General features: G+C 69.1%; 8 protein-coding genes. 1 reads left to right on the top strand and 7 read right to left on the bottom strand.

The genetic code is table 11. From position 1 onward, the window contains the following. Positions 1–7: 7 nt before the first annotated feature. The 7 genes from bcsA to bcsB are packed head-to-tail and all read right to left on the bottom strand — an operon-like array spanning position 8 to position 12,750. A complete protein-coding gene (gene bcsA / locus LDZ23_RS33695) occupies positions 8–2,539 on the bottom strand; it encodes a UDP-forming cellulose synthase catalytic subunit (protein WP_008345793.1) in 2,532 nt (843 codons plus the stop codon). Continuing rightward, positions 2,536–3,303 carry a cellulose biosynthesis protein BcsQ gene (gene bcsQ / locus LDZ23_RS33690; protein ID WP_008345794.1) on the bottom strand — a complete coding sequence of 256 codons (768 nt, stop codon included), beginning with the start codon at positions 3,301–3,303 and terminating at the stop codon, positions 2,536–2,538. Before bcsQ ends, bcsA begins: the two co-directional genes overlap by 4 nt. After that, a complete protein-coding gene (locus tag LDZ23_RS33685) occupies positions 3,300–3,512 on the bottom strand; it encodes a hypothetical protein (protein ID WP_008345796.1) in 213 nt (70 codons plus the stop codon). Before LDZ23_RS33685 ends, bcsQ begins: the two co-directional genes overlap by 4 nt. A gap of 4 nt (positions 3,513–3,516) precedes the next feature. Next, the gene (bcsE, locus tag LDZ23_RS33680) at positions 3,517–5,373 is read right to left on the bottom strand and encodes a cellulose biosynthesis protein BcsE (protein ID WP_008345798.1); all 1,857 of its coding nucleotides are present in this window, start codon (positions 5,371–5,373) and stop codon (positions 3,517–3,519) included. Between the two features lie 13 nt (positions 5,374–5,386). Further along, a complete protein-coding gene (locus LDZ23_RS33675) occupies positions 5,387–9,340 on the bottom strand; it encodes a cellulose synthase subunit BcsC-related outer membrane protein (protein WP_244808894.1) in 3,954 nt (1,317 codons plus the stop codon). After that, positions 9,337–10,494 (bottom strand): cellulose synthase complex periplasmic endoglucanase BcsZ, encoded by a 1,158-nt coding sequence (gene bcsZ, locus LDZ23_RS33670; RefSeq protein ID WP_034473656.1) that lies wholly within the window; start codon positions 10,492–10,494, stop codon positions 9,337–9,339. Before bcsZ ends, LDZ23_RS33675 begins: the two co-directional genes overlap by 4 nt. A gap of 3 nt (positions 10,495–10,497) precedes the next feature. Beyond that, on the bottom strand, positions 10,498–12,750 hold the full coding sequence (bcsB, locus tag LDZ23_RS33665) for a cellulose biosynthesis cyclic di-GMP-binding regulatory protein BcsB (RefSeq protein WP_008345802.1): 2,253 nt from the start codon (positions 12,748–12,750) through the stop codon (positions 10,498–10,500). Positions 12,751–13,096: 346 nt separating this feature from the next. Here bcsB and LDZ23_RS33660 point away from each other — a divergent pair, with 346 nt between their 5' ends. Continuing rightward, positions 13,097–13,561, top strand: coding sequence for a diacylglycerol kinase (locus LDZ23_RS33660; protein WP_008345804.1), 465 nt, complete (start codon positions 13,097–13,099; stop codon positions 13,559–13,561). Positions 13,562–13,683 lie beyond the last annotated feature (122 nt).

Here is a 13,683-nt window from a genome sequence, read left to right as displayed (position 1 = left end):
CTTCTTGTCAGTAGCGGCGGCCATCGAGCGCGAGCTTGTCGAGCAGCGCGCGGCGCGCTCCGCCGAACAGCCGCGCATAGCCTTCGAAGCCCATCAGCAGCACTTCCTTCAGGCCCTTGAGCGGCGCGTCGTCTTCGGTGCGCTCGTCCCATTCGATCCACGCATCCGCGCGGCCGAACGTGCATTGCACGAGACGGCGCTCGTCTTCGAGCGTGAGCGAATCGAAGCGCACGCCCAGATGCGTGCCGGAAAGGCGCGTCACGCGCACCGGAAAGTGAAACTGCCGCTCGCCGCGGCTCACGACGACGCCGAGCGTGTCGCCGGTTTCGAGCGAGAGCAATCCTTCGCCGACGACGAGCCCGAGCCCGCCTGTCGAGTAATCGCTCGTGCTGCACGCGATGCTGCTGCCGTCGTTGAGCACGAGCGTCGCGGGCATGTTCATCGCGATGCGATGCGTGACGCGCACCTGCTTCGCCTCGCGCGCGACGCTCACCGCCGCGCCGAGCATCACGAGGTTGTAGAGCGTCCAGAACACGTTCATCAGGATGGTCGCGTCTTCGTCGCCCGCGCCGGCGATCAGCTTCACGATGCCGACGGACATCGCGAACGCGTTCAGGCCGAGCAGCACGAGATACGGCTTGCTCATCGCCCAGTCGATATACGTCTCGTCGATGCGCCCGCCCTTGTCCGTCACGTTGAACTTGCCATGCTTCGGGCTGAAGAACGCGATGGTCGTCGGCAGCGCGATATACCACGCGAGCACCGACTCATAGACTTCGGCCCAGAACGAATGCCGGAACTTGCCCTGCATCCGCGAGTTCGCGATGTTCGCGATGACGATGTACGGCAGCACGAAACCCGCGATGGTCGTCGCCGCCGCGTTGATGAAGTACATCTGGAAGAAGAGGTACCACATCGGCATGGTGAGGAACACGAGGCGCGGAATGCCGTAGAAGAAGTGCAGCATCGCGTTGCCGTAGCACAGGCGCTGAAAGAAGTTCAGCCCGCGCCCGAAAAACGGATTGTCGATGCGAAAAATCTGCGCCATGCCGCGCGCCCAGCGCGTGCGCTGCTTGATGTGGCTCGCGAGGCTTTCGGTGGCGAGACCGGCGGCCTGCACCGTCGGCAGATACGCCGTCGTATAGCCGCGCCGATGCAGCTTGAGCGCCGTGTGCGCGTCTTCGGTCACGGTTTCGACCGCGATGCCGCCGACCTCTTCCAGCGGCGCGCGCTTGATGACCGCGCACGAGCCGCAGAAGAACGTCGCGTTCCAGAGATCGTTGCCCGCCTGCACGAGCCCGTAAAACAGATTGCCTTCGTTCGGCACGCGGCGGAACGTGTCGAGATTGCGCTCGAACGGATCGGGCGAGAAGAAGTGATGCGGCGTCTGCACGAGCGCGCATTTCGGATCGGCGAAGAAGGTGCCCATCGTCGCTTGCAGGAAGGAGCGCGTGGGGACGTGATCGCAATCGAAAATGGCGATGTATTCGCCGTGCGTCTTCGCGAGCGCGCGATTGATGTTGCCCGCCTTCGCGTGCTGATTGTCGTCGCGCGTGATGTAGCCGATGCCCGCCGCCCGCGCGAGCGCCTCGAACTCCGGACGATGGCCGTCGTCGAGCAGCCAGATATTGAGCTTGTCGCGCGGCCAGTCGATGCCTTGAGCGGCGAAAAGCGTCGGCTTCACGACCGACAGCGGCTCGTTGTAGGTCGGAATGAAGACATCGACGCTCGGCCAGTCGGCGGGATCGTCGGGCAGCTTCGACACGGCGCGTTCGAGCGGCCACGCGGTCTGCACGAAGCCGAACAGCAGGATCATCCACGTATAGGCTTCCGCGCCGAAGAGCGCGTAGCCGACGATCGCCTCGCCGGGCGTGCGGAAGTCGAGCGTCTCGGTCGTGCGCCACCAGACGTAGCGCGCGGTGACGAGCAGCGCGAGCGACGCGAGAATCAGCACCGGCATGCGCCCCGGAATGCGGCGGATGACGAGCGCCGCGATCATCAGCACGGCGAAGAACACGAACTGGCTTCCCGACGCGAGCGGCGACGTGCCGACGACCGCCCACAGCAATCCGCCGATCACGACGAGCGCGGGCAGCATCCAGCGCTTCTTGCCGATGACATTCGCGCCGCCCTCGAGCCGCGCGCCGAAGCGCGCCCACGGCAGTCCGTCGATGGCGGCATCGATGCGGCGCTTCATCCACATCAGCGCGAGAGCGAGCGGCGTGAGCGCGCGTTCGATCAGGCCGAGCGCGGCCCGCGCATACGCGGCGAGCGGCTTCGCGTTTTCGCGCGGCGGGCGCACGAACGCGCGCAGCAGCCACGCCCAAGGATTGCGCACGTCGATGACGCCCCACTCGCGCGCCCACGCGAGCACGAACGCGCGCAGCATGTCCCGCGCGATGTCGCGCTTGCCCGCGCGCGGCGGCTTGAAGAAGAGACGCACGCACCAGTCGAACGCCGAGCGCGTGTCGGGCACGCCGAGCCCGCGCGCGATCCAGCCGATCGCGCGGTTCGAGCGGGAGCCTGGTTCGCGCTTCATGCCGTCTCGCTCGCGGTGAGCGCGGGCAGCCACGCATCGACGTGCTGCGCGAGACCGTGCAGATCGTGCGACGCCTGCAGATGCGGCGCTTCGTCGAAAATCCACGCGCCGCGCGAAAATGCCTCGGGCATCGACGCTTCCAGATGAATGCGTTGCGCGAGCGGCATGTTCCCGGTCGCGCCGCGCAGCATCGCGAGCGCGTCGCGCTGCATCGCGCGGGCGGGATTCAGGCGATTCACGACGAGACGCACATCCGCGCACGATTCCCGCAGCGCGGGCAAACGCGCGACGAGCGTCGCGCACGCAGCCGGCTCAGGCGGGCACACGGCGAGCACGAGATCGGCGGCGCGCGCGGCGTGATCCGCATGCGAGCACGGATAGCGCGGCGTATCGATCAGCACGACGCCGGTCTCCGGCAAGCCGATCTCGCCGATCGTGCGTTCGAGCCATCGCGGATGCTCGCAAAGACGCGCTTCGCACGCGGCGGATCGCGCGGGCGTGAGACCGCCGTGCGGCACGAACAGCACGCCGTCCTCGTTGCGCCAGGTCGATTCGTGCCACTTGCGCGACGGATCGGCGAGCGCGCCGCCGATGCCTTCCGCCGCGAACGCGTCCAGCCCGAGATACGCGCCGAGCATGTTCTGCGGATCGAAGTCGAGCGCGACCACGGCACGGCCGCGCCGGGCGAGCAGCGTCGCGAGCGATGCGGCGAGCGTCGTGCGGCCCGCGCCGCCCGCCGTCGAAATGAGCGCGATGGTTTTCATGGGCGGGAGGCGTCCTTCGGCGCGGCATCGACATCGGGGACGAGACGCGCGTTGAGCACGACCGGCTCGATGCGGCACGGCACCGCGTCGCGCGGATCGTAACCACGCGCGGCTACGAGACCGCGCCGCGCGCCCGCGCGCTGCCAGACGATCCACGCGGGCACGCCGGCCAGCACGCCGATCAGCATCGAAATGAGCAAGGTGTCCATCGTTTCAGTTTCCCGGTTCGGCGAGCGGCATATGCGCACGCACGGCGCGGCGCGCGGGCGGATGCAACGGACCTTCGTCGGTCGCGTTCCTGCGCGCTTCTTGGTTCAGCACGGCGTCGAGCGCGTCGAGTTCCGCGCGCGAGCGGCGCACGGATTCGCTTTCCGTAGCCGCATCCGCCTTGTCTTCCATCGCGATGACGGGCGCGGTCGCGGCGAACAGATCGCTGTAATCCGCCGACGGCGCGCGCCGGTTCTCCGCTTCGAGCGCCTGCAATTGCGCGCCGATGCCGTCGTCCGACAGATACGTGACGTCCTTCGCCACGCGCTCCACCGGCACGGTGAAGATGCGCGCGAGCGCGGCGTCGGCATCGGCGAGACGGCAGCCGAACAGGAACACGTACAGATGCGACGCGTCCGCCGTGAAGACATCGCCCGCGCGGCGCGGACGGCACCACGCGAGCGCATCGACGTGAGCGAGCGCAGGCGGCAGCGTCAGCTTCACGAGCACATGCGGCAGACGCAGCACCGCGCCGCGTGCGAGCGCGCCTTGCGTCTGCGCGCAGAACGCCGCCACGTTCTGATAGCCGAGCGCGGCATCGGCGAGCGACGCGGCGAGCGCCGTGCGGTAATCCGACAAAAGCGGACGCGTGTAGAGCTGGCCTTGCAGCGACTGCAACAGCGATTCGAGCCGCGAGAACGGCACGTCGCGCCCGACGACAAGATTCGCGCCGAGGCTCAGCATCAGCAATTCATATTGATGACGCAGCACTTCGCCGCGTTCGACCACGGCGATTTTGAGCGCGCGTCCGCAGCGGCGGCGCAGCGTGTGCACGGCGGCGCACAGCGCTTCGAGCTGCGCGCCGTTGCGATGCGCGAGCACGACGGTCGCGCCGCGCGCGCCATCGCAGGCGGCGACGACGGCATCGCGGTCCGCGAGCACTTCCCAGTCGCGCGGCACCCAAGCCTCGTCGCCGACGACCGCGCGGCTCACGACGACGCGCGCTTCGTCCGGCGCGAGACGCGCATCGCGGCGCGCATCGCCCGCGCGCTCGGGCGCGGCGATGCTCAGGCGGCCGGCTTCGTTGAAGCGCAACGCGTGCACGTCGCCGGTGGCGAGCGCGCGGCCCGCGCGCCAGAAATCGACTTGCCACAGCAGTTCGCCGTGCGAGCGCCGCACGCGCGCAACGCCCGCGCACGCGCCGTTCAGTTCGCTGCGGCTTGCCGAAGCCTGAGTTTCGTCGATGTCCAAATCGTCATCGCTGGCGGCGTCGCCGAGCAGCAGGATCATCGTGATGCCGCGCGTCTCGCACCAGCTCGACAACAGCCGTCCTTCGCGCGCGAGCGCCGCCGGATCGCGCCACGAGAACCAGCGCTCCGCGCCTTCGACGATATACAGCGCGTTCGCGCGAAAGCCGAAGCGCTTGAGCGCGCGCAGGCCGCCGTAAAGGCGCGCGAGCGCGAGAGCGGGCGGTTCAGAATCGGCATCGGCGGATGCGGCTTCGTTCGGCATCGCGAGCACGTTCAGTCGGCGCGGCCAGCCTTGCGCCGCCGCGCCCGAAAAGCCCAGTTCGCGCGCACGCGCCGCCGCTTCCGCACGCTCGCGCGCGAGCACGACGCTCACATGGCGCGTGTTCGCGGCCCGCGCCGTGGCCCAGATGAGCGCATCGCATTCGGGCGAACGCGGCGCGACGTGCACCGCGTAGAGCGCGCCCGGCGCGAGCACGGCGAGATCGTCGGGAAGCGCATCGACGCCGATGCGGCCCGGCGCGGCATCGCGGCCCGCGACGCGCGCGCGCACGAAGCGCGCAAACGCGGCGATGAGGCTCGTTGCGCCACTGGATCGGTTCGATTCGTCGTTCACGGCAATCCGTTCCTCAATAACTCGAATACAGCCGCACCGGCTGCGGGCTGATGCGGTAATCGTCCTTGCGCGGCGAGAACGCGAAGCGCGCGTAGATCATCCCGGCGCTCGGCGCATAGTCGTGCGAATGGTCGATGGACACGCGCGCGCCCAGCGCCAGTTGCGGATTCAGCCGATATTCGACCGTCGCCCCGAGTCCGTACGAAAAGCTCACGCCACGCGTCGAGCCGCCGGGATAAATCAGGCTGCTCGTATCGACCGGCGAGAGTCCCGCTACCGCCGGCAGGCCGTTCGGGAAATACGGCGAGTTCTTCTCGTACGAATTCGAGACGCCCGCCGTCGCCGCGATGTCCCAGGTGAAGCCGTTACGCTTGCCCATCCATTCGATCGGCACGCCGAGCGACAGATAGCGCTGCGGGCTGTAATAGCCGCCCTGCCCGAACGTGTAGTAGCGCAGGTTGTCGGTGTAATGCCAGGCATTGCCGACGAGGCCGGTCTGCACGCGCATCGTCGCGCGCCGATACACCGGCACGGTGAAGCCCGTGCGCAGCGTGAATTCCTGATTGCTCGCGACGTTGCGCCCGCTCAGCTCGGCCACGCCGATATCGGCGAATACGTTCGTCCTGCCGACATCGACGCTCACATGCAGGTCGATGCCGTCGCGCCGCACGCCGCCCCAGACGACGTGCGTGAGCGGATCGGTGAGACCGGCGTAGGACAGCTCGCTGCTCGTGACCGCACGCCGCGACGCCGCTATCGACAGGCTCGCCGGACCGGCATCGAACCTGTAGCGCGCGCCGCCGACGAGGTAATGCACCGGAAAGCCGATCGGCGTCGAGCCGAGATCGACGCGCCACGCATCGGACAGATAGCCGAAGCCGCCGCCGAGACCGTTCGCGTGCTGATGCAGATCGCCGGTCGTGACGGGCGAGTTCGTCAGATATTGGCGCAGCGCGTTCGCCGACGCCGCCGTGCCGTCGTAGAAGCCCGCGTTCGTGCCGAAGGTCTGAATGGTGTACGGCAGGCTCGGCGCCGAAGCGCCGGCCTGATCGGTGAGTCCGCTCACGTCGAGCGTGCCCGCGTCGAGATGCACGGCGTCCGCGTGCACGAAGAAATGCCCGTCGTAGCGATACGGAATCTGCACGTAGAGCGGCACCTGCTGCGCGTGATACTGCGACACGCCCGCATCGCCGGACTTGTACGCCGGTATCCACGCCGTTTCGACTTCGGGATTGCGGCGCTGATCGAGATCGTCGAGTGCGGATCGCGCGGGCGTGGCGGACGTTGCGGGGGTCGCGCGTGCCGAGCCGGCCGGCACGCTGAACGCCGGCGCGATGCCCGACGCGCGTTCCTGCTCCATCGACAGCCGATACAGCGACGCCGCCTGCTCGTACTCGCCGAGGTCCTCCGCGACGCGTCCCGCCTGCACGGTGACGTCCGCGCGTTCGGGATAGGCGACGCGTAGCGGCTGCGTCAGCGCCTGCGCATCGAGCGGACGGCGCAGCGCGGCGAAACGGCGCGCGGCAGAGAGGCGCGTGTCGATGTCGTCGGGCGGCGCGGCATCCGCGACGCGGCGGACGATCGCGAGCGCTTCCTTGCGCGCGCCGATGCCGCCGCTGTCGTCGAGCACGCGCGCGAGCATGAGCTGCGTTTCGGGATCGTCGGGCGATGCCGCGAGCATCGGCGCGAGCGCGGCGCGTGCGCTGTCGTAATCGCCCTGCGCGCGCGCGAGATCGGCGAGCTCGAACGCGTAGCGCTTGTCGCGCTTGCCTGCGTCGCTCACGGTATCGAGCAGACGGCGCGCACGCGCGTAATCGGCGGCGTCGATGGCATCGTCGGTCTGACGCAGCACGCTGCGCAACGCCTGATCCTCCAGACGCTCTTGCTGACGCGGCGTGAGCTTCGGCTCCGCGCGCACTTGCGCGAGCGTCTGCGACAGCGCATCTTCGCGACGCGCGCCGCCGAGCAGATCGCCGTAGCGCAGGCGCACGTCAGCATCGGTTTCTTCGGGATGCGTGGCCATCCAGTCGCGCAGCAGCGCGAGGCCGCGCTCCGCGTCGCCTCGATCGATATACAGCGCACCGATCGACGCGAGCAGGTTGGGATCGTCCGCGGCCAGCGCTTGCGCGCGATCGAGCGCGGCGGCGGCGGCGTCGGCGTCGTTGCGCGCGAAGGCGGCGCGGGCATCGGCGAGCGACTGTTGCGCGTCGAGATTGCGGGCGAGCGCGCGCATGGCGTCAGTGCGATCGGCTTGCGGCACGGCATCGAGCGCGGCGCGCGCGCCCGCCAGATCGTCCATCGAATTGCGATACAGCGCGGCGGCGTAAGCCATCGGCGCGGCGTTCGGCGAGCGCGCGAGGCCGTCGTCCATCACGGCGCGGCCGAGCTGCGGCAAACCGATATCCCGATACAGCCGCGCAAGCGCGAAGCGCGTCCACGGCTGATCCGGCTCGATGCGCAACGACGCCTCGTATTTCTGCGCCGCCGGCCCGTTCTGGCCGCGCGCGGCGAGTTGCTGCGCCTCGTTCGCGACCATATCGGCGCGCATCGCGATCAGGCTTTGGCGATCGTCGGCGGCGGTGAAACGGCTTTGCAACGCGGCGATGAGCGGCTCGACTTCATCGGCGCGTCCGGTCGACTCGAGCAGCGCACGCGTGCTCTTCAGCGCCGACAGGCTCGGCTCGCGGCCCGCAAGCTGCGCGCGCAGCATCGGTTCGGCGGCGCGCCAGTCGCCTTGTGCGAGCAGCGCATCGGCGAGAAGCAGCTTGGCATCGGCGCTATCCGGCTCGATGGCGAGCGCCTCGCGCGCGTAGCGTTCGGCGTCCTTCGGCTTGCCTGCGTTCGCGGCGTCACGGCCGTGCGCGAGCGTGCCCCAGAAGCGCGCCGTGCGCGCGAGGCCCAGCCACTTCGCACGGTTGTCCGGCGCGAGCGACGCCGCGCGTTCGAACAGCGCGCGCGCTTCGTCGCGATTGCCTTCGCGCATGCGCAGCAAACCGAATCCGCCGACGGCTTCCGCGTCGTCCGGACGGGCGGCCGCCGCGCGCGCGAGCAACGGCGCGGCTGCGTTCAGGTCGCCGCGAGCGAGCGCCGCCAGACCGCGCTGCCGGGCGATGTAATCGGGATCGCGTTCGAGCTTGCGCTGCGCTTCGATGCGCGCGTCGAGCAGATCGGCGCGATCCTTGAACTCGGTGTCGTCGGGCACGAGTTCGAGGTACGCACGCAGCGCCTGCCGATAGGCCGTGTCCGCGCCCGCCGATTGCAGTACGTGACGCCAGACGTCGAGCGCGGTGTTGCGGTCGGTGTCGGTGCGCGTGGCGAGATTCCATGCGATGCGGTTCGCTTCGGCGCGGGTCGCGTCGCTGCTGTTGAGCAGACGCGCGAGGACGAGCGCGGAATCGACGTCGGCGGGATCGTCCACGATGCGCCGGTGCAAGGCCGCGAGCGCTTCGGCACGTCGCGCGGGCGTCGCGGCGATGATCTGGTAGTACTCCGCGCCGAGCGGGCCCGACGGCGCGCCGTGCGCAAAGAGCGCGCTCACGCGGCGCGCGGCCTCGTCCGACTGGCCGCTGCGTGCGAGCAGGCGGATCGCCGCCATTTCCTGACGGCCGCTGACCGCGACGCGATATTCGTCGTCGACTTGCTGCGTGAGCGCCGCATTGGGCGCGCGCGTTTTCATGCGCGCGAGCGTGGCCTGCGCCTTTTGCGCCTGGCCGAGCCGCAACTGGATACGCACGAGCTCGGCGTTCAGACGCGGATCGTCCGGCGCGATGAGCAGCGCCTTGTCGATCGCCTGCAACGCGAGATCGTCGCGATGCTTGTTGGCCCACGCGCGCGCGGTGCCGTAAAGACGCTCGGCGAGCGCGTCCGTCGATGCCTCGCTGGCATGCGTCTGCGTCGCGCACACGACGCTCGCCGACATCAGCGCCGCGCGCAGCAACGTCGCCTTCGTCCGGGGCGCGCGCATCATTTCGCCGCTCCGCATGCCGATGCCGCCGTGCGCAACGTTCCGTCGCCCGCGAATCGATAGCGGCCCTCGCGCCAGCCGAGGCCGAAGAGCGTCAGCACGCTCGTGTAGTACCCCGGCGCCGATGCCCCCGCCGCGCGCGCCGCTTGCGCATCCGCGAGTTCGGGGCGTCCGATGGCGTCGAGAAACGGCACGGCGGCGGCGGAGAAACCCGCGTTGCCGTCGTTCGGGCCGGGCTTGCCGTCGCGCGTGTCGATGCGCTCGGGCGGCGCGCCGTGCGCGTCGATATACGCGGCGAACGGCGCGAAATGCGCGAGGAGGCGCGCGCGCGCTTCATCGTCGGATGCGAGCATGCCCGCCCACAGATACACGCGGATCGCGTTATAGGCGCTTTCGGCGTGCGTCTCTTCGTCGGGCTCGAAACCCCGGTTCGCGCGATACAGCGCCCAGTCCGGCGCAAAGCCCTGCGGCGCGGTGTCGATCAGCATGCGTGCGCTCGATGCCGCGAGCCGCGTCCAGCGCGCGTCATCGGGCAGGCTCGCGCCGATGCCGCGAATCACCTGCAGCGGCGCGTAGCTCGGATTGACGCGCCACGTATCGGCTGACGGATGAAAACCCAGAGGCCCGGGCAAGAGCGTGAGGCCGAGGCCGGGCAGCGTGGCCGTTTCCTCGTCGAGCACGCGCTTCGCAAGCGATGCGCCGCGCGCCGTGTAGCTGCGCTCGCCCCACGCGCGGCCCGCTTCGAGGAGCGCGTAGGCGATCCACAAGTCCGCATCGGACGCCGCGTTGCCGTCGAGCACGCGCAACGTGCCGGCGTCGTCGCGGCCCCAGAGCCACGCGGGCAGGCGCGACGTGAGATCGCCCCGCGCGAGCCGGTCTTCGGTCCAGTGGAGAATCGTGTCGAAGCTCGCGCGGTCGTTGGCGACGAGTGCGAAGAAAAGCGCGTAGGACTGGCCTTCGGAGACCGTGCGCTCGTCTGCGGAACCGACGTCGATCACGCGGCCTTCCTTCGAAATGAAGTCGCGTTTGAAGGCGTCCCAGCGCGGCCACGAATCCATGCACGCCGATGGCGACGCCAGATCCGTCGCTGCTGCATTCGCGCCGAACACGACGAGCGCGCCGGACACGATCGCGCGCTTTACGCCCGAAGCCTTCATCGCTCAGATACCCCGGCGCCGCGCGGCCAGTTCCTGCAGCGCCGCGAATGCCGCGATCGCGAGCAGCAGGCCCGCCAGCGCGCCGGCGAGGCCGAGCAGCGCCGGATGACGGATCGCGTGGCCCCACAGCTTCGCGTACCACGGCACGTAGCCGACGACATACGTCTCGCCGACGCGCGCGCTGTCCACGCCGCCGTGCCGCACGAGCGCGACATCGCCCTGAATCTGCGACAGGCGATCCGCGCGTTCGAGCACGTCGAGCAGATCGGTGAGATGGCCGTCGCCGGTCGCCGCGAGCGCGACGATGCTGCGCCCCTTCGTTCCGGGCGACTGGAAGCCCATCAGCGCCGCGAGCGGCCCGTTCTGATCCAGCGATGCGCCGCCGTGCGTGACACGCGCGCCATCGCGCCAATGCTCGCCGACCGAGAACGACGCCCGCGCGATGCCCTCCTTCGACGGCGTTCCCGCAGCCGAACCCGCGATCGACAGCGGCAGCGCATCGTGCCAGCGCGAAAACACCGGCGACGACGGCGCGCCGCCGATCACGAGCAGATCCTTCTGCGCGAGCGCGGGCACATCGTCCGGACGCGCGATGGTCACGCGCAGGCTCGGAAAGCCGGTCCACTGGCCCATGTGGCCGAGCATCGTCAGCATCGCTTCGATCTCGGCATTGGCGGGACGCGCGGGAATCACGATGGCCGTCTGCGACAGATCGGCGTAGCGCGTGAACGGAAAACCGCTGTTCGCGAAGTACGCGAGATTCGGCAGTTGCGCGTAATGCACGAAGCCGGAGAAGTCGATGGTCGAATCCGGGTCGACCGCCGCCCGCGCCGGGTTGGTCGGCACGCCCGCGCACAGGCCCTGCTTCTGCGAATCGAGGTTGAAGCGCAATTGCAGCTGGTTCGAACTGCCGACGCGAAACGCCGGAATGTCCAGCGCGTTGGCCGTGCCGCCCGGCGCGCCCGAAAGCAGCGGCAATTGCAGGCGGCCTTGCGTGTCATCGGTTTTGGCGGGCGGCAGCCGGAACGACTTCACGAGTTGCTCGTTGATGTCGATGGCGAGCGCGGAGTTGTTCTGCACCGTCGGCGCGGTGTACCGGTACTTGAGATTGAGCGGCACGCCGACGCTGTTCCACGAGAACAGATCGGCGGGCACACGCAGGTTCAGGCGGATCGGCTCCGGCTCGCTGCCCGCGACCTGAAGCTGCGACACGTCGTCGACGAGTTCCTTGAACTGCACCGGGCGATTCGTCGGCATCCAGCGCGGCGCGTCGTACGGTTCGCGCGGCTGGCCGATGTCGACATGCGCGACCTTCGCCGCATCGCCGGACATCGCCGTGCGGCCGAGCACGAGCGCATACGCGGCATCGTCGACTTCGGCGCCGTTGCGGCCGGTCACGACGAGCAGCTTGCGATCCTTGGACGCCGGATTGTCGGCGACGAGAATCGTCGGCCCGTCGATATCGGGCAGCGCGAGACCCGCCGGCAATTGCGCGCGCGTGCCGACGACGACCGCGTGGTCGTTCGGGGGCAGCGTGTTCATCGCCGGGAAGCGCGCCTGACGGTAATCCGCGAGCGCGCCGAACCACGACGCGAGCACGCCCGCGCTCTTGAGCGTCGCGCTGTCCGGCGATGCGGGCAGCACGAACGGCAGCGTGAGACGGCTCACATCGCGCGCATCGAAGAACGGCGCGGGCAGCAGCGCGAGATCGTTCGGCAGCCTGATCGGCGCGGTATCGAGGATGAATTCGCTCGTCGGGCTGATGTCGGCCCACAGCGCCGTGTTCGCCGGATCCTCGCAATGATCGAGCGTGTAATGGCCGATGAAGCGCAGCCCGAACTGGTTGTAGTCCGTGAGCAGGCGCGGATCGAGCGGGATGTCCTGCGTGAGCATCGCGCCGGCGTGCTCCTTGTCGAACGGCACGGTGGCGATCGCTTCGCCGTTGATCGACACCTTGACGTGCGACAGCGCGAACAGGAGCGCGGGCGAGTAGGTGTAGCGCAGACGCAGGCGCGCGCCGGTCACGACGCGGTCGAGCCGCACGCCGAGCACGATCGAGCGCGTATCTTCGAGGCCGCGCAGATGCATCGGCTGATACGCGCCGAGCGCGGAGAACGGGACGTGGATCGAGCCGGCGTCGGCGCTGGCAGCGGCGTCCGGATTGACGGCCGGCGGCGCCGCTTCGGCGCAGACGCCGGCGAAAAGCGCACTGGCGGCCATCGCCAGCGAGAGGCAGAACGAGACGACTGGTTTCATCGGCGAGTCAGCTACGGAATTCACGGCCGCGCGCCGCGCTGCCCGCTATGGCATCGTGACGGAGGCGCAACGACAATCGGATCGCCAGGCGAGCGGCGCGCGCGGCAACCGGGACGAATGCAGCAAGAGCGGGAAAGAATCGGGGCAAGCGTGCGATGCACGAAGCGAGGCGTCGGGGCGTGCGTGATCCGCGACGCGGGTGCCGTCGTGCGGCTGCTGCGTTCATCGCGCCGGTCTGTGCGATGACGCACCTTTGCCGCTGAAAAGCGGACGCAACAGTAGCATAATTTGTGACAATTTGTATCACCTCAGCCGTCCTTCATCAAAAAAAGCGCCACATCGCGACATGGTTCGATCCCGTTCTTCATCCGCTACGTCTTCCGCATCCGAAAAATCCGGCCACGCCGAGCGGATCGCGAAGCCCGCAGTCAAGCGCAGCGGCCTGCTGCGCGGCCTTTTCGCGTTGCGCCATTCGCGCGACGGCATCGCCGCGACCTGGCGCGAGGAGAGCGCGTTTCGCCAGGAGGTGTGCGTCGCGGCCGTGCTGCTGCCGATCGCGTTCGCGGTGCCCGTGGGCGCCGCCGAGCGCGTTCTGCTCGCGGCTTCGGTGCTGCTCGTGCTGCTCGTCGAGCTGATCAATTCGAGCATCGAGGCGGCGATCGACCGCATTTCGCTCGAACGTCACGAACTCTCCGGACGCGCCAAGGACTGCGGCAGCGCGGCGGTCACGGTGGCCATCGTCATCGGCTTGCTTACGTGGGGCGTGATCTGCGGGCCGCTCGCATGGGACTGGCTGCGCGCGCATCTTTGACGTTGCGGCGTCCGGCGGTGATGAGCCTCGCAATTCGCGGGGCCTATTCGTGTGTGGCACCGGAGGCCATGCACGATATGTCGGCGGCGCAAGCGGATTCTTGATGCCCGTCGCGGCGACTT

The sequence above is a fragment of the Caballeronia zhejiangensis genome (assembly GCF_022879815.1).
GTDB classification, from domain to species: domain Bacteria; phylum Pseudomonadota; class Gammaproteobacteria; order Burkholderiales; family Burkholderiaceae; genus Caballeronia; species Caballeronia zhejiangensis.
This window is presented reverse-complemented; position numbering and strand designations above follow the sequence as displayed.